Source organism: Bacteroides sp. AM16-13 (assembly GCF_003602705.1).
Classification (GTDB): Bacteria; Bacteroidota; Bacteroidia; order Bacteroidales; family Bacteroidaceae; genus Bacteroides; species Bacteroides xylanisolvens.
In genome coordinates this window covers 357-18,144 of the sequence record NZ_QTLK01000032.1, presented here as the reverse complement: position 1 = coordinate 18,144, position 17,788 = coordinate 357, and the positions used below count along the sequence as shown (strand labels likewise).

Genomic DNA, 17,788 nt, shown 5'->3' with positions numbered 1-17,788 from the left:
TAATCAAAATATGCCTTTAATAAAAATAAAATACCGTCTTAATGGGCACAATAATAAGGTGAAACTATATCAAACCGGCCAGTAGTTTTTTCACGACCCAATATCCTACCCTAGCCTCCGAAATCCCCTGCAATAGCCGATGATGACAAACAAATGCATCGTCAATAATTTCCGCTTCCATATAATAAAAACAACAGGCAGGATCTTTTTCAAATGCTTTCGCATACTCCAGAATATGAGTTGATATAAGGAAATGGCAACATGAGAATCTTTTCAATAATTCATTGACTGCAAGAGAAGCCTCAAAAGCATCCTTAGCGTTAGTTCCGCGAAACATTTCATCCAAGACGACCAAACAACGTTTTCCTGTAAGCGCTTTTTGCATCACTTCTTTTATACGAAGAACCTCTGCCATGAAATGGCTTCGCCCGTCACGTAAAGAGTCCGGCAAGTTAATAGAAGTATAAATACCTTCGTAAAGAGGACAAACCATTGACTTCACCGGGACAGGCAGTCCGCAATGCGCCAGCCAGACAGCCAAAGTCAGTGCTTTTAAAGTGGTTGACTTTCCCGCCATGTTAGAACCCGTAAAAATACTGATATTTCCCCGGGACATCACCCAGCTATTCTTCCGTACATTTTTCACAAAAGGATGAACTACATCCTCAACCGAAAAATCCATTGTTTCCACCACTTTCGGTGTACAACAGAAATTTTTCTCTTTCGCTACCCGATGAGCTGTCCGACAGACATCCAATAAATACAAAACTGATAATAATTCTTTCAAAGACAACAAACGGGTACAGCGAAATAGATAATCGTATTTATCTATCGTATAATTAGATAGCCGCCTTTCTTCGCCAGAAGTCTGTTCCAAGACTTCACCTAATTCACTTCCGGACAAAATATCATTCACCATACGGGCTGACTCCTTCATCAATTGTGGGGCATCCTCATCCAATTCTTTCGCCCACCTCTCCAAACAATGCAGCAAATGTATTACCAATTTCACTCCCCGACAAATAACATAACGGGTTGAATCATATCTCAACAGGCGATCTATGACAGTAGCACATGACAGTAAGACGTGTGCTTCCCTGATCTGGTCGCGATAAGCCAGATAATATTCAATAAAATCCAGTTCTTCTTCATTCAAAAGAAGTTCAGGTAAAGCATCCCACGCAACAGCCTCCTGCCTTTTGCGGATCATATCCAAATCACTTAGCGGATACATAACCCAGTTCATCATCAATGATTTTCCTTCTTTCGTTTCTGTTTTAGAAAACAAAGAGAAAAGAAACTGCTCATTGTTTGCAGTCTCCGTTATGCTTAAATCCGCATAGGTCTGTTTGTCTGTATCCAGATACGTCATAGCTGTCTTTAAAAGTAAATAGTCTCGTTTTGACAAATATAGGAAAAAAAACTAAACAGACAGTATTCCTTTTCATAGAAAGACACAGTATAGCAATAAAAAAGGCGGTTCGAAATCGAACCGCCTTCCATATTATATCTGATTCTCCAATTAGAGTTTCGGACCAGCAGCAACCAAAGCCTTACCAGCTTCGTTACCAGTAAATTTAGCGAAGTTCTTGATGAAACGTCCAGCCAAATCTTTAGCTTTTTCTTCCCATTGGCAAGCACATTCGTAAGTGTCGCGTGGGTCAAGGATCTTCGGATCAACACCCGGAAGTTCTGTAGGAACAACAAAATCGAAGAAAGGAATAACCTTAGTAGGAGCTTTGTCGATAGAACCGTCAAGGATAGCGTCGATAATACCACGAGTATCTTTGATAGAGATACGTTTACCAGAACCATTCCATCCAGTGTTCACCAAGTATGCTTTAGCACCAGTCATCTCCATCTTCTTAACCAGTTCTTCTGCATATTTAGTCGGGTGCAATGACAAGAAAGCAGCACCGAAGCAAGCAGAGAATGTCGGAGTCGGTTCAGTGATACCACGTTCCGTACCAGCCAATTTAGCTGTAAATCCAGATAAGAAGTAGTATTGAGCCTGTTCCGGGTTCAGGATAGATACTGGAGGCAATACACCGAACGCATCAGCCGACAAGAAGATAACTTGTTTTGCGTGAGGACCTTTAGAAACCGGTTTAACGATGTTTTCGATGTGATAGATAGGATAAGAAACACGAGTGTTTTCAGTCACGCTCTTGTCAGTGAAATCAATCTTACCGTTAGCGTCAACAGTTACGTTTTCAAGTAAAGCGTCACGTTTGATAGCATTGTAGATATCTGGTTCGCTTTCTTTATCCAAGTTGATAACCTTAGCGTAGCAACCACCTTCGTAGTTGAATACACCTTCGTTATCCCATCCGTGTTCGTCGTCACCGATCAATTTACGTTTCGGGTCAGTAGACAAAGTAGTCTTACCTGTACCAGACAATCCGAAGAAGATAGCAGAGCTAGTTCCTTCCATATCAGTGTTAGCAGAGCAGTGCATAGAAGCGATACCACGAAGCGGGTTCATGTAGTTCATGATAGAGAACATACCTTTCTTCATTTCACCACCGTACCAAGTATTCAGGATTACTTGTTCTTTAGTCTTCAGGTTGAATACTGTAGCAGTTTCAGAGTTCAAGCCCAGTTCTTTGTAGTTGTCAACTTTTGCTTTAGAAGCGTTGAAACATACGAAATCAGGTTCTCCGTAGTTAGCAAGTTCTTCAGCAGTCGGGCGAATGAACATGTTAGTTACGAAATGAGCCTGCCAAGCTACTTCCATGATGAAACGTACTTTCATACGAGTAGCTTCGTTAGCACCACAGAAAGTATCAACAACGAACAAACGTTTGCCGGAAAGTTGTTTTACAGCTTTAGCTTTCAAGTCAGCCCAAGCTTCTTCAGTACATGGTTTGTTATCGTTTTTATATTCTTCGGAAGTCCACCATACAGAATCAGCAGAAGCTTCATTCTTAACGAAGAATTTATCTTTAGGAGAACGACCGGTGTAGATACCTGTCATTACATTCACAGCGCCTAATTCAGTAACTTGACCTTTTTCAAAGCCTTCCAGACTCGGTTTTGTTTCCTCAGCGAACAAAACATCATAAGACGGATTGTGCAAAATCTCAGTCACACCTGTGATGCCGTACTTGCTTAAATCTAAATTTGCCATTTTCTTTGAATTAATTAAAATTGGTATTTTGTTTTCTATCTCTTTTCACCTTAACATGGGGAGCTTTGGATACCCCCTTGTAAATCCGGCTACAAAAGTAATACTTTCTTTGGAAAGGAAGAAGGTATTAGAGAAATTTTTCCCTAATTGAAACTCTTTTATAAATTCCTAACAATATCTGCAAACTGAATATTGCAATTTGAAAGATTATCGTTTACTTTGCAAGCCAGTATGTTATCAATACTATGAAAATGAGATTAAAATTTGATTAAAATATAATATGAAAGTAATTGATTTTGGCCAAACTAATTCGATTCTAAACCAGTACATATCCGAAATTAGAAATGTAGAAGTTCAGAACGACCGCCTGCGTTTCCGCCGTAACATCGAACGGATCGGAGAAATCATGGCTTATGAAATGAGTAAAGAGTTTAAATACTCGGTAAAGAACATCCAGACACCACTGGGAATCGCTCCGGTCAGTACACCGGACAACAATTTAGTAATCAGTACGATCCTGCGTGCTGGTCTGCCTTTCCATCAAGGTTTCCTTAGCTATTTCGACAGGGCGGAGAATGCGTTTGTTTCCGCTTATCGTAAATATAAAGATACGCTAAAATTCGATATACACATAGAATATATCGCTTCTCCCCGCATTGATGACAAAACGCTGATTATCACCGATCCTATGCTGGCAACTGGGGGGAGTATGGAACTTAGTTACCAAGCAATGCTGACCAAAGGACACCCTGCCGAAATTCATGTTGCTTCGATTATCGCCAGCCAAAAGGCTATCGACCATATAAAGAATGTATTTCCTGAAGACAAGACAACAATCTGGTGCGCAGCCATCGATCCCGAACTCAACGAACATTCTTACATTGTTCCGGGACTGGGCGATGCGGGCGATCTTGCCTATGGTGAAAAAGAATAAACGTTTAAAGATTCTTCCGATATTGCTGCGGTGAAACCCCAACCTGCTTCTTAAAGAACGTACCGAAATAAGAAGCATTGGGGAAGCCGAAGGCATTTGAAATCTCCTGAATATCTTTCTGCGTATTTTTAAGCAATGAGATGCTCTTACGAATGATAGCTTTGAATACAAGTTCCTGCACGGTATATCCGCAGATACTCTTAGAAACGGCAGAAAGATATTTAGGAGACAAACACAATTTATCCGCATAAAACTCAACACCCCGTTCCTGCATATAATATTTTTCGATTAACTGGATCAAGTGAATAAAGACTTCATTTTTGCGTCCTCCCACTTCCCGCCCGTCATTGACGAGTTTACGATTATAAATAGAACAAATCCTGTACGTCAATGCAAGTAGAAGTAATTTCTGCTCATAAAGTTTAAATGAATTTTCTTCCGACTGTAACACATTGTCCAATAAGGACATATACTTTATGATCTCTTCTTCCTCACCAGTAGACCAGACACAAGAAGGTTCTTCGGGAGTAAGGCGGGAATACATATACATGGAAACAACCAGATTCCCCATAATATCCCGGATCGGTTCTATCTGATAAATCAAAATCCGCACCTCCATGTCTTCCGACTCTTGCAAAACCTGAAACTCGCCGTCTTCGGGAATAAACAAACTTTCGCCTGCTCCTGCGAAATGCTTTTTCTGATTAAGCGAAAACTGGAAATTACCCTGGTGGCAAATAATCAGCCCCAGTCCTTTCATTTGGAAAGGTTTCTTCAGTGAGGGTGGAAAATTTACAAATATCCCTTCGGAGCTACATATATTTTTCCCACTTAACAAATCGCGATCAAACTGCAATAAACGATCTTGTCCGCTATCCATCATACTAATATATTAACAGATCATTATCAAAAACGACGCTAAGTTAGCAATTTTCGTTTAGGATAAGGAACAACAAGCACAAATATCATACAAATTAACCCACCATAAATTGTCCATCCCGCCATCTCTTTGAGTGCAGAGAGCGTGGCCTGCACCTGAATACGCCCTTTGGTAGATATAGCAGCCATGTTACGGGCTTCCGTCTCACTCTTTCCCTGATATTTCATACCTTGTACCGTACCAAGGAAGGAAGTGGAAGCATCCGGATTAAGCAGGTCCACATTTTGCGCATAACGGGTTATATAGTGTTGTTGCCGCTCCTGCAAAACATTTGTATAAATTGCTCCGCCGATACTCGGTCCCACAACCATACGCACAGTAAGCATAATACAGATCCAGGTGGAAAGATATTTAAAAGGCATACGTTGATTGGCATAAGCAGCCGTCAGTGCATACAGAATCATCATGCCTGTGGCACGGATGATAACTGCATATTTCAGACGCTCGTAAACTCCTGCCGTTTGTACCTCGAAATACATAAAAACAGCTGATAAAGACAGGAAGAAGAATCCCATCGCAAACAGATACTTAAAATGTAATCCTTTACCTCCCAACACCATAGCAATCACGGCACCAATAGCATAACCTACCATACACCAATTACCTAATGAAGCATTTTGCAGATTATCGAGATGCATCCCCACTCCTGCAAACACATTGACAAACATAGCACTGGAGTTTATCACCATCAATAATAAGTAAAGTAATGCTCCCATACGTATAGTACGCAGTTTGAACGCATCCAGCAAAACATAAGGCGACCGGCGCGTTACGTCCATATATAGAAAAATTCCCGCAAACAGAATACTTACAGCTGTCGCCCAACGGATAGATTCGTCGTCATACCAGTCGAGTACTTTTCCATAAACCAGCACATACGTGAGACAAGTCAGCGAGATGCAAAATGCAGTGACATTGCCGAACTTACGGAAATTAATAGGAAACCTTCCGGTAAACTTATAATTCGGCATGGTAATAAACAAGAGCAAAATAGAGATTAGGAGAATCCCCATCATAAAGTAATACACATATTTCCACTCATATTCAAAGGACAGCCAAGCCGTCAATGCTGTGCCCGACTGTCCTAGAATCATAAAAAACAGATAAACAGCCGGCTGACTCACACATCTTTCAATGTCCAATTTATTCCAACCGGCAGTATCTTTCGGCTCCAACCCCGGAGTAATATTGCGGGTAGCTTCCATTCCACCCGCATACCAAATAAGTGTGAACAGATTGACCATCATCAGTACCATACGCAAGAAACCCGTCAGAAGACTACAAAGCGCCAACAGAAAAACGCTGTCTGTCTTTGCACAGATATAACTGAATATATACATGAACGCAAACCCGACAATACACATCATCTTCTCCCGCCGCACACACACCAACTGATATAGGAAAGGAGCAAAGGCTGCCATACCAATAGAAGTAACAAAGTTGGCAAACTGGATATGCTCGGATATAATGCCAAGCCCGCTCATCATTTCGGTGCTATTCACCGAATAAACCCCGCCTACCGTAAGAATCGGCAGAAAGAAAAATAACAGAATGATAATACCCAACGGTTTGGGCATCCAGCTATAGAAAGGATAATTTTTGGGATAAGAGGGCATTAATTTTTGATTTATGAATTATGATTTATGAATTATAGGTGCACGGTGGTTAGAGTTTGGCTTTCACTACTACCATCATGCCTGCTGCTAATCGTTCGTTGTCTTCTTTTGATAAATCGGTAAAGTCGATGCGTACGGGGATGCGCTGTTGGATCTTCACAAAGTTGCCTGCGGAGTTATCGGTCGGCACTAATGAATATTTGGAGCCGGTAGCTCCTGATATAGAGGTGACTTTGCCTTTAAACTCTTTATCGCTAATGGCATCTACTGTGACAAATACTTCCTGTCCGATATGCAGGTTCTCGATTTGTGTCTCCTTATAATTGGCAACGATCCATTTCTGGGTATCAGGAAGAATATAGGTGATGGTCTGCCCTGCCGAAATAAACTGTCCTTCCTCTAATGAGCGACGGCCGAGTTTTCCGTCACAAGGAGCTATTACAACCGTATAGGAAAGATTCAACCGGGCCATTTCGAGCGCAGCTGTTGCTCTTTGAATAGCCGCTTCGGTATTCATGCGACGGTAGGACACTTCATCTACACCGGAAAGAGCTGCTTTTTTCTGCCTTTTCGTAGCTTCCAGCTTCTTACGCGTAGCTTCATAATCAGTAACAATCTGTTCAAGTTGGATAGGAGTAGCCGCATTTCGTTTCACGAGGTTCTCATATCGTTTCCGGTCTTTTTCCAGTTTCGCCAAACGTACTTCAATCTCGGCAATAGACGCATCGTAAACAGATGCTGTTGTCTGCGTAGTATTGAGTGTAGCATTGATGACGGTCGCACCGGCTTGCGCATCTTTCAAGGCAGCTTCAGCCTCCATTACGCGAATTTTATATTCACGATCATCCAGTACCAGTAAAGTATCTCCTTTATGTACCTCCTGATGTTCTGTAAAGTAGATTTTGTCAATGTAACCTGAAGCACGTAGATTGATAGGAGACACATATTGTTCTATTTGTGCATCGTTACTAGTCTCCGTCTGGCTATAATTCAAAAAAAGGCAGATCACTTCAATCACTCCCCAAACAATAATAGCCACTCCGAGAAGGCTGATAGCAATCTGCCAGCGACGAAGTTTCTTCATTTTTTTTGCTTTCTCCTGATGAGTAGCGGAAGGAAGGTTATTTTCCATTGTTTCCATATTTATGATTGTTATTTGCGTATTATTTGACTAATGATTCTATTTGTCCGGTCAGTTTAAGCAGCATCAGGTTAGTCACCCGATAGTTATAATGTGCGCTGATATAGTTGTTTTGAGCTTCGCTCATCTGCATTTCATCTTGCAGCACTTCCGTCATAGAAGCAATGCCTTCCCGGTAACGGTCGGAAGTGACTGCGTACACATCTTCGGCAAGCAAGTAGTTATCCTTCTGTTTCTTAAAGTTACGCTGATTGTTCATCAGGTCGTTCACAGCATTCAGATATTGAGTTTGCAAATTCTTCCGGGCATCTTCCCATGCCAGTCTTTTGTTCTCTATATCGATCATCGCCTTCTTTATTTTATAAGTTTTATCCAGTCCGTCGAAAATCGGAATACGCAAGGTTAGCCCCACTCCATAGGAACGAAACCATTGATTGGACGGACCGGAGTGGAACCAATGATAACCTTTATCCGTATATGCAGCATATCGCCAGCTGCCTGTCAGACTAAGAGAAGGGATATATCCATTAGTAATGATCTTCTTTTGCCGTTCCGCCAGTTGCACTTGCGATTGTGAGAGTTGAAGTTCATAGATATTTTCCGACAAGCCGGTCAGGGCTACCGTAGTAATGCTATCGGCATTTACAGGTGTCAGCGCGATTTCCTTTTCAGCCGGATAATCCATAATGTATTTCAGCATATTCAATTGCTGTTTCATCATTGCTTGTGCATTGTCATATTGCACCTTCAGATTTTCCAAATTGATATTGACTCTTTTCAGATCGACTTCCATAGACATTCCGTTATCGAAAAAAGCCTGTGTAATATCTCTCAATTCTTCCAGACGGGTGATATTTGCTTTTATCAGCATGATTTGTTCGGCCGTGACCTGTCCGAGATAATACATCTTACTGATTTGAAGAATAACATCTTCCCTGGCTTTTCCATAAGACAGACGACTGATTTCTTCCATCACTTTAGCTATGGACATAGAAGTATAAAGAGTCTGATTGAAAAGCGGCATCTGCATTTCCAGTCCTGCATTAGCAGAATGTTGCAATGTTTTCGTTATATTATAGGGAACTCCGTAAGATGAACCGTCTGTGACTGACACCGGAGGATCAAAATTGTTATTATAACCGGCTATCGCATTAATTTGCGGCAGCAACTTCGAACGGTTTTCAGATACGCCATATTTACTTTTTTGTATTTCTTTACGTTTCCCTTCTAACGACAAGTTATTGTCAATACCAATGCGGAGACAATCCTCTAATGTCAGAATCTCTACCTCCTGTGTGTTCCCACGTAACACGAACAAGAAAAAAAAGGAAAAAATGAATAGTAGTCTTTTCATAACATAATGCTCTATTATTGGCTACAAATTTAGTATCTTACAGCATAATAAGACTATCCACAAACTATTTGTTTATATTCATATTTTCCTTTTTCAATGAACAAACAATAAACAACTACTCTCATAAAACATCACACTTAATATGTTTCTATGAACAGCGTTTGTTTTTTCATATTTTTTTAGTGAATGTAAAATAAGGGCGGCGCTCTTTGTGAGGAGGAGTGCCGCCCTTATTTTATAACCTTACAATACATTATGAAGGTTAATGACTATTACATTTCGCTTAAGACTTCTTCGCAATCTTGCTGCGCTGCATCAACGCAAAGATTATAACTCCGATCAACAACAAAGTCAGTGCCGCATAAGCAATACTTTCTGTAACCTGTATGCTTTGTGGATCAAACCACATTTCGATGGTATGTTCCCCTGCCGGTACATTTATCGCACGCAAGATATAATCTGCACGGGCAATATCGACAGGCTGACCGTCAATAGTCACCTGCCATCCCGGATAATATATTTCGGAGAAGACAACAACTCCGTCTTTAGGAGTGGAAGCCTTGTAGACCAAACGATTCGGCTCGTAACTAGTCAACTGGATGGTAGATAGAGAATCTTTATATCCTTCTGTCACACCTTTCAATTGTTCTTTAAACTTCACATCCACTACGGCTGTTTCCGTTGGAAGAATATCATTCAAAGCGTCGATTTCTTCATTTGCATTATTTACATACTGCACCTTGTCTACGAACCACGCATTGCCGTATGCATAAGGATTTACCACAGGAACAGCCTGCCCTTGCTCGCCGGCAGGGAAAATGAAGTATTTTGTATTCAGCATATTCAGTACACGGAATTTGGAAGCGTCTACACTGTCCATCTGTCCGCCGGCAGTAGCCACCGCCTGATAGGTTTCCTGCATTTCGGGCATGATATGATGATCGATCATTTCCTGATAGCGACGGAGCTTCGCTGCATGATAACCACCGACACTCTTATGCCAGTATGCCGTGTTGTTTTCATTAAACGTATTACCGGGGAAGCCTATAAAGTTCAACACACGATAATTTAAAGTAGTATCCTGAAGGATCATCTCATCCGCCTGTGTTTTAACAAACGCTTCTGTCTGTTTGGATTTCGGCACAAACTGTTCGTCATTCAAATAACGTTTATTAATGCTCCACATATCTATCAAACATAAAAGCGCAATACCAGCCAATGTGAAAGAAGCTTTCAACTTCCGCTGTTGATATAAGAATAAAAACAGGCAACCAATCATTATAATAAAGAAACTACGCCATGCGTCCGAAGCAATAATAGCTTCACGCATTTCAGTCAGGTTTGCCACAAACGGAGCCAAATGTTCGGCTGGAAGTGCTTGCTTCAAAGCAGCCATCTCTTGTGTCGTAATAAAACCGGAGAAGAAAGTACCCGGAGCAACAGCTAAAATCAACGCAACACCGGCAGTCAGTACCAAAGTGGCAATCACCCCTCCACGGTTCTCTTTCAACTTCAGCGTATCCGGTTTGCTCAAAATCTCTTTCAAGGCAAAAATCGCCAACAAAGGAATGGTAAATTCAGCAATCACCAAGATGGAAGATACGGCACGGAACTTATTGTACATCGGGACGTAATCGATAAAGAAGTCCGTCAATCCCATGAAATTCTTTCCCCATGAAAGCAGAATCGAGAAGATAGTAGCTCCCAACAATGCCCATTTCAGAGGACCTTTCACAATGAAACAACCCAATACGAACAGGAACATCACAAATGCCCCGACATATACAGGACCGGCTGTCCACGGTTGCTCACCGAAATATTGCGGCAACTGCGAATAAATACCACTATACATTGGATTGGCCTTTGCCATAGCAACTTCGCTTTGCGACATCGTAGACCCTGATCCTCCTCCTTTTACGTTCGGAACCAGTAACGTCAATGTCTCGCCGATACCATAACTCCAGTTGGTTATGTAGTCACGGTCCAACCCGCTACTTGTCTGGCTGGCCGCAGCGCCCTCCTGCTTCAATTCGCTCTTGCCGCGCATCGTCTCCTTACTATATTCATAAGTATGATACAGATTGGAGATATTGATACAAACTCCTACCACGGCAGCCAATGCCAAAATTGCGCTAGCCTTGAAGAAATGGAGCAGTTCTTTCTTTTTATAAGCATCTTCAAAGTACGCTCCCACGAAAAACAGGATCACAAACATGAAATAATAGCTCATCTGAATGTGATTCGACTGAATCTGAAGGGCGATAAACAGTGCTGTAATAATTCCACCCAACAAGTATTTCTTCCGGTAAGCCAGAACGACACCCGCAATCGTAGGTGGAATATAAGCCAACGTCACAAACTTCCAAATGTGCCCTGCCGGTATCAGAATGAAGAAATAGGAAGAAAATGCCCATATCACTCCGCCCAATCCTGCCAGCCAGGCCGATATTCCGAAGGCCCGCAAAAGGATATAGAATCCGAGCATCATAATAAAAGTCAGCACTACATAATCCGGGAGAAAGAGGCGATAAACCTTCTCCACCCCTTTCAGGGACGTTGTCGAGTCGTAACTCGGAGACATCTGATAGGTAGGCATACCTCCAAAAATCGAATTCGTCCAGCGCGTACGTTCTCCGGTACGTTCGAGATACTCTTTCGATTCTTGTCCCGCGCCGACTCCGGCAGCCGTGTCATGCTGAAACAAGATACGACCTTCAATATCAGCCGGAAAAAAATAGGCGAAAGAAAGAATGATAAAAGCCAGAATGGCTATTAAGTCAGGAAGAAACTTTTTCATTTACAATGACACGATTTACTATTTACGATTGAAGTTTGAATATAAAATAAATTACGATCTGACAATCCAATATTTACAATTGATAACGGTAGAATACCGATCTCCCACATTTATCAATCGTAAATAGTAAATCATCAAATCGCAAATCTAATTAGTATCTATAATGATCTGCTTTATAAGGTCCGTCCACTGACACACCAATATAGGCAGCCTGTTCAGGAGTCAACTTAGTCAGTTTCACGCCGATCTTTTCAAGATGCAGGCGGGCAACTTCTTCGTCCAGATGCTTCGGCAAGCGATATACATTGATATCATATTTCTTGTTGAACAGTTCCATCTGTGCCAATGTCTGATTGGTAAATGAATTACTCATCACAAATGACGGATGACCGGTTGCACATCCCAGATTTACCAAACGACCGTCAGCAAGCAGAATGATGCTGTGGCCATCCGGGAAATAATAACGGTCTACTTGTGGTTTGATGTTCACACATTTGATGCCCGGATAATGTTTCAAGGCATCTACCTGAATTTCATTATCGAAATGACCGATGTTGCAAACGATAGACTGATCTTTCATTTTCTCCATGTGGTCGATACGGATAATATCGATATTACCTGTAGTAGTCACGAAAATGTTGCCTTCCATGCAAGCTTCTTCCATAGTCACCACTTCAAAGCCTTCCATGGCAGCCTGCAATGCACAGATCGGGTCTACTTCCGTCACGAGTACCCGCGCTCCGTAAGAACGCATAGAATGAGAACAGCCTTTACCCACATCACCATAACCACATACTACCACCACTTTTCCGGCAATCATCACATCCGTTGCACGCTTAATACCGTCAGCCAGCGATTCGCGGCAGCCATACAGGTTGTCAAACTTAGATTTTGTGACCGAATCATTCACATTGAATGCCGGGAACAACAGTTTGCCTTCTTCCTGCATCTGATACAAACGGTGTACGCCTGTCGTAGTTTCTTCAGACACGCCACGCACTTCTTCCGCTACACGATGCCAGCGAGTACTGTCTTCCGCCAACACTTTCTTCAAGATTGCATTCAGTTCTATTTCATCCTCTGCATGTACTTCTTTATCCAATACGGCAGCATTATTCTCCGCATCATAACCTACGTGAATCATCATCGTAGCGTCACCGCCATCATCTACAATCACATTCGGTCCTTTACCACCGGCAAAGCTCAATGCCTGTAATGTACACCACCAATAATCAGCAAGAGTCTCCCCCTTCCATGCAAACACAGGCACACCCGTAGCAGCAATTGCAGCCGCCGCATGATCCTGCGTTGAATATATATTACAAGAGCACCAACGTACTTCAGCTCCTAAAGCCACTAACGTTTCAATCAGCACAGCCGTCTGAATGGTCATGTGCAACGATCCCATAATGCGGGCACCTTTTAACGGTTTGGATTCTCCATACTTTTCGCGAAGAGCCATCAGGCCGGGCATTTCTTTTTCTGCCAAATCGATTTCCTTGCGTCCGAAATCAGCAAGCGTAATATCTGCCACCTTATAGGGCAGAGTAGAGAATAATTCTGTAGACATATTGTAAATCATTTATATATAATGGATGCAAAGATAGAACATTCTGATTAGTAGGGCAAAAGCTATCCGTTTTTTTTATATTATAATAACTTGGGAGACAATCCGCGTCTCGGAATATTGTCTTATATTTGCAACAGATAAAACAAATTCTACAATATTCTAATGAATAACAATAAATCTTCTATGAGACATTACGAGGGCAAAACGAAGGAGGAACTTTTAGAAATAATCGAACAATTAGAAGAGAAGATAGATTTTCTTTCCTCCCATCTTTCGCCTCCTTCCCAAGAGCGTTTTCGCGATAAATACAGCACCCGGATATTGGATGCCCTCCCCGATATGCTCACCGTCTTCGACCATGATGCCAATATTATAGAGCTTGCTTCTTCGCCGGCAACCAACCACGTAGAAGGTATCAATGCCAGTAATATCAGCACTACTAACGTAAAAGATATTCTGCCGGAAGAAGCTTATGAGAGTGTCCGCAAGAATATGGATAAAGTGATCCTCACGGGAGAAAGTTCCACAGCCAGACATGACCTGATGTTGGACGGTGTTTTACATCACTACGAAAACCGCATCTTTCCGTTGGATAATAAATATCTGTTGTGTATGTGCCGTGATATATCCCAACAATGGGAAGCAGAACAGACGAACGCGCAACAACAGAAAGAGTTGAAGGCCGCCAGAGTCAAGGCAGAAGAGTCGGACCGGCTGAAATCTGCTTTTCTTGCAAACATGGGCCATGAAATACGCACTCCGCTCAATGCGATTGTCGGATTCTCCAAACTAATCACTTTCGCAACATCTACGGAAGAGAAGAATCAATATGCGGAAATCATCGAACGGAATTCGGAAATGTTACTGAATCTATTCAACGATATTCTGGATCTGTCCTCACTGGAGGCCGACTCTTTAAAATTCAACATCCGTCCGATCAAGTTAACAGATATCTGTCTGCAACTGGAGCAACAGTTTTGCCATAAGACGCAAAACGGAGTCAAACTTATTTTAGATAATGTAGATGCGGACATGTATGCCTCCGGTGACTGGAATCGTATTATACAAATTATAAGTAACTTACTTAGTAACGCCACGAAGTTTACCCCCAAAGGAGAAATCCATTTCGGGTATCGGGAAAAAGGGGATTTTGTAGAGTTCTACGTGAAAGATAGCGGCATCGGTATTCCGGCAGAAAGAGTTGCCACTATTTTCCGCCGCTTTGGAAAGGTCAACGATTTTGTTCAGGGAACCGGATTGGGGCTGACTCTTTGCAGAATGTTAGTAGAAAAAATGGGAGGACGTATCTGGCTGCGCTCCCAGGAGGGGCAGGGAAGCAGGTTCTATTTCACTCTCCCTTTGATTCGCCAATAAATGTGTCAGTCGAGGTTACAAATACCTGTATCCGAGGATGACACTTATATGACTATTTACAATTAGATACAGAAAACGCGGCCTGTCGATGACAAAGCCGCGTTTTCTGTATTATCTATATTTGAAAAATATTTCTTTATTTCTTAGCAGTCGGGGCACTAAGCATTTCTTTGTATTTCACCGGATCATTCAGTATTTTCATCGCTTCCTTCAAACCGTCATCATCCTTCAACTGCTGGATGATATTACCACGTTGATAATAGTAACGTTTGATAATTTCAGTAGCAATCATTTTCTTTATGTCAGTAGAGAAATAATCCAAGTCACGGTCGAGATTATGGTTCAACTTCTTCTCTAGCACTTTGAATTCCTCTGAAGCGTCATCCATATATCCTTCAAACTCGGCAGCTTCTTTCAACGTTTTCAGAATCTTCTCACTCTGTTGGTCATACTTGAAGTCGGCTTTCTTCACCAATGCTTTAAAATCATTATAATCAGCATCTGTCACCTCAAACTTCTCCGGAGCAACGATAGTGGGATGTTTCAAACAATACTGCGTTGCATAATCGAAGATTAGATTATCACGTACCAAATAGAAAAGGATATTCGGTAATTTCTCTTGTTTGATCGTAATATCCGGCATTACACCACCTCCGTCACGGACTTCACGTCCGGCAGCCGTATGGAATACCTTAGTTAAACTGTCGGGAATAGTGCCGACACTTCCGTCTTCATTGCGATGCTTGTAATCAATAGCCTGCACGCAACGGCCGCTCGGAATATAATATTTGGAGGTAGTCACTTTCATCATTCCGCCATAAGGCAAAGGACGGGTGGTCTGTACCAACCCTTTTCCAAAAGTACGGTTACCAACGATCACAGCACGGTCGAGATCCTGCAAAGAACCTGATAAGATTTCAGAAGCAGAAGCCGTTCCGCTATTTACCAGTACGGCAATCGGAATATCCAAATCCAACGGTTCACGCAACGTTTTATAAGTGTTACTGGCCTGTTTGATTTTTCCTTTGGTCGTCACAATCACTTTTCCACGCGGCAAGAAATAATTCGCAATTTCTACTGCTTCATCCAACAATCCACCACCATTACTACGAAGGTCTATCACCAATGAAGTGGCTCCCTGTTTCTTCAAATCCAAAAACGCTTTCTTAAATTCTTTGGAAGGATTGCCGGAAAAAGTACTAAGGCCGATGTAACCTATATTGTTATCCAATACGGCAGTATAAGGTATTGCCGGATTCTGAATAGACTCACGCACAATTGTGAACTCCATCGGCGTACGTCCGCCTTTCACATTCGGACGCTCAATCTTCAACTTAAAACTGGTCCCTGCCTGCCCACGCAACATCTGGCTAACTTCCGCATTATTCTTACCGGCAAGGTCTTTTCCGTCAATCTCCATCAGGATATCTCCCGCTTTCAGTCCGGCTTTTGCAGCAGGTGTTCCCTCAAAAGGTTCAGAAATCATCGAACGCTTTAGTTTCGTATTATAAGCAATGTAAGAACCTATACCACCGAATGATCCTTTAATCATCTGCTCCAACTCACTCTGATCTTCTTCCGGATAATATTCCGTATAAGGGTCCAAGGTGTAAAGCATATTATCGATCCCTTCCCGAATCGTTTTATTCGGATCGATGGTATCTACATAGAACATATCCAGTTCTTTCACAATCGCGTTAAATATATCCAGATTCTTTGCAATCTGGAAATTACGATCATCTCCGCTCTTGAAACTAAAGAAAGCAACTGTGGCTATCACTGCTACTGCAACAATAGCTATTCGCCTGTTCAGCAATTTTTTCATACCTCTTTTTAATCTAAATGAGTCGTAAAAGTAGCTTAATCCTTTGTTATTCTGCCAGAATCCTGTTAATATTTAACTTAATTTCATCCCAGCGTTCCTGTGGCATCGTTGTTCCGATTACCTGAATAACATTTCCCGAGAGAATAGAACCTATTTTTGCACATTTATCCAACGAGTATCCACAGGTCAATCCATATAAGAATCCGGAAGCGAAATAGTCACCAGCACCGGTAGTATCCACCACTTTCTGAACCGGAATGGCCGAAACCTTTATTTCCTCTGTTCCTTTGCGGATATAAGAACCGCTTGCTCCGACTTTTACAATAGCAATACTGCATTTCTTGGCAATCACTCTCAAAGCTTCCTCCGGCTCCTTGCCGGTAAAGGCCTTCGCTTCTTCTTCGTTTGCAAAAACGATGTCGACATATTTGTTTATTAGCAAGGTGAAGAATTCCAGATCATTAGCCACAATGTTATAACTAGCCATATCAAGACAAATCTGCAAACCGGCTTCTTTAGCCAGTTCAATGGCGTGAAGAATCATTTCATGATCCTGAACGAGGTAGCCTTCTATAAATAGGTACGCGTAACCTTTAAACATATCCAACGTCAGTTCTTCCGCTCTCAAAGAAGCCGCTGCTCCCAGATAGGTTCCGAAAGTGCGCTCCCCATCCGGTGAGATAAAAGTGGATGCCACGCCGGAAGGTAGTCGGTCCGAGGTCAATAATTTGTCTTCAATCTTATTTTTCTGCAGATTTTCACGAAAAAATTCTCCATAATTATCATTTCCCACTTTTCCGATAAATCCTGTTCCAGCCCCCAAACAAGCCAGTCCGAGGATGGCATTTCCTGCCGATCCGCCTGTTGCCAAATGGGTTTTCATCTGTGAAAATTTTGTGTTAATCTGCTGTAACTTAGCGTCATCGATGAGCTGCATGCTTCCTTTGGGTAAACCCATTTCATCCAAAAGAGTATCATCCTTCAGGGTTGCGAGTACGTCTACCAGGGCGTTGCCCAATCCTATTATTTTGTCCATTCCTAATATTTTTTTTGCAAAGATATTGCATATTTCAAAAAAACCTAGTACTTTTGCATCGCAATTGAGAA

General features: G+C 41.9%; 12 protein-coding genes. 2 read left to right on the top strand and 10 right to left on the bottom strand.

Annotated features, from left to right (window positions below; genetic code table 11):
* Positions 1–64 precede the first annotated feature (64 nt).
* Both DW173_RS20670 and pckA read right to left on the bottom strand, forming a co-directional pair.
* Positions 65–1,372, bottom strand: a complete 1,308-nt coding sequence (locus tag DW173_RS20670) for a MutS-related protein (protein ID WP_117811545.1) — start codon at positions 1,370–1,372, stop codon at positions 65–67.
* A 150-nt stretch (positions 1,373–1,522) separates the two neighbouring features.
* Complete coding sequence (pckA, locus tag DW173_RS20660) at positions 1,523–3,130, bottom strand: phosphoenolpyruvate carboxykinase (ATP) (RefSeq protein WP_004317539.1); 1,608 nt, start codon at positions 3,128–3,130, stop codon at positions 1,523–1,525.
* Between the two features lie 280 nt (positions 3,131–3,410).
* On the opposite strand from pckA, the gene upp reads away from it, so the two are divergent.
* Positions 3,411–4,064, top strand: a complete 654-nt coding sequence (gene upp, locus DW173_RS20655) for a uracil phosphoribosyltransferase (RefSeq protein WP_009038948.1) — start codon at positions 3,411–3,413, stop codon at positions 4,062–4,064.
* A 4-nt stretch (positions 4,065–4,068) separates the two neighbouring features.
* On the opposite strand, the gene DW173_RS20650 is transcribed toward upp, so the two are convergent.
* The 6 genes from DW173_RS20650 to ahcY all read right to left on the bottom strand — a co-directional run bounded on the left by DW173_RS20650 (position 4,069) and on the right by ahcY (position 13,482).
* On the bottom strand, positions 4,069–4,944 hold the full coding sequence (locus DW173_RS20650) for a helix-turn-helix domain-containing protein (RefSeq protein ID WP_118220174.1): 876 nt from the start codon (positions 4,942–4,944) through the stop codon (positions 4,069–4,071).
* 38 nt (positions 4,945–4,982) lie between these two features.
* Positions 4,983–6,620 (bottom strand): MFS transporter, encoded by a 1,638-nt coding sequence (locus tag DW173_RS20645; RefSeq protein WP_118220171.1) that lies wholly within the window; start codon positions 6,618–6,620, stop codon positions 4,983–4,985.
* 49 nt (positions 6,621–6,669) lie between these two features.
* A complete protein-coding gene (locus DW173_RS20640; protein ID WP_008642648.1) occupies positions 6,670–7,761 on the bottom strand; it encodes an HlyD family secretion protein in 1,092 nt (363 codons plus the stop codon).
* Positions 7,762–7,783: 22 nt separating this feature from the next.
* Positions 7,784–9,115 (bottom strand): TolC family protein, encoded by a 1,332-nt coding sequence (locus DW173_RS20635; RefSeq protein WP_024987955.1) that lies wholly within the window; start codon positions 9,113–9,115, stop codon positions 7,784–7,786.
* 283 nt (positions 9,116–9,398) lie between these two features.
* Positions 9,399–11,912, bottom strand: coding sequence for a YfhO family protein (locus DW173_RS20630; protein WP_120145130.1), 2,514 nt, complete (start codon positions 11,910–11,912; stop codon positions 9,399–9,401).
* A gap of 151 nt (positions 11,913–12,063) precedes the next feature.
* Positions 12,064–13,482 carry an adenosylhomocysteinase gene (ahcY, locus tag DW173_RS20625; protein WP_008023149.1) on the bottom strand — a complete coding sequence of 473 codons (1,419 nt, stop codon included), beginning with the start codon at positions 13,480–13,482 and terminating at the stop codon, positions 12,064–12,066.
* A 183-nt stretch (positions 13,483–13,665) separates the two neighbouring features.
* Here ahcY and DW173_RS20620 point away from each other — a divergent pair, with 183 nt between their 5' ends.
* Positions 13,666–14,856 (top strand): PAS domain-containing protein, encoded by a 1,191-nt coding sequence (locus DW173_RS20620; protein WP_120145150.1) that lies wholly within the window; start codon positions 13,666–13,668, stop codon positions 14,854–14,856.
* A gap of 136 nt (positions 14,857–14,992) precedes the next feature.
* Here DW173_RS20620 and DW173_RS20615 read toward each other — a convergent pair whose 3' ends face one another.
* Together DW173_RS20615 and DW173_RS20610 are read right to left on the bottom strand one after the other, a co-directional pair.
* Entirely contained in the window at positions 14,993–16,681 is a 1,689-nt protein-coding gene (locus DW173_RS20615; protein ID WP_087318375.1) for a S41 family peptidase, read from the bottom strand.
* Positions 16,682–16,727: 46 nt separating this feature from the next.
* Positions 16,728–17,717 (bottom strand): adenosine kinase, encoded by a 990-nt coding sequence (locus DW173_RS20610; protein ID WP_049702202.1) that lies wholly within the window; start codon positions 17,715–17,717, stop codon positions 16,728–16,730.
* Between the last annotated feature and the right edge of the window lie 71 nt (positions 17,718–17,788).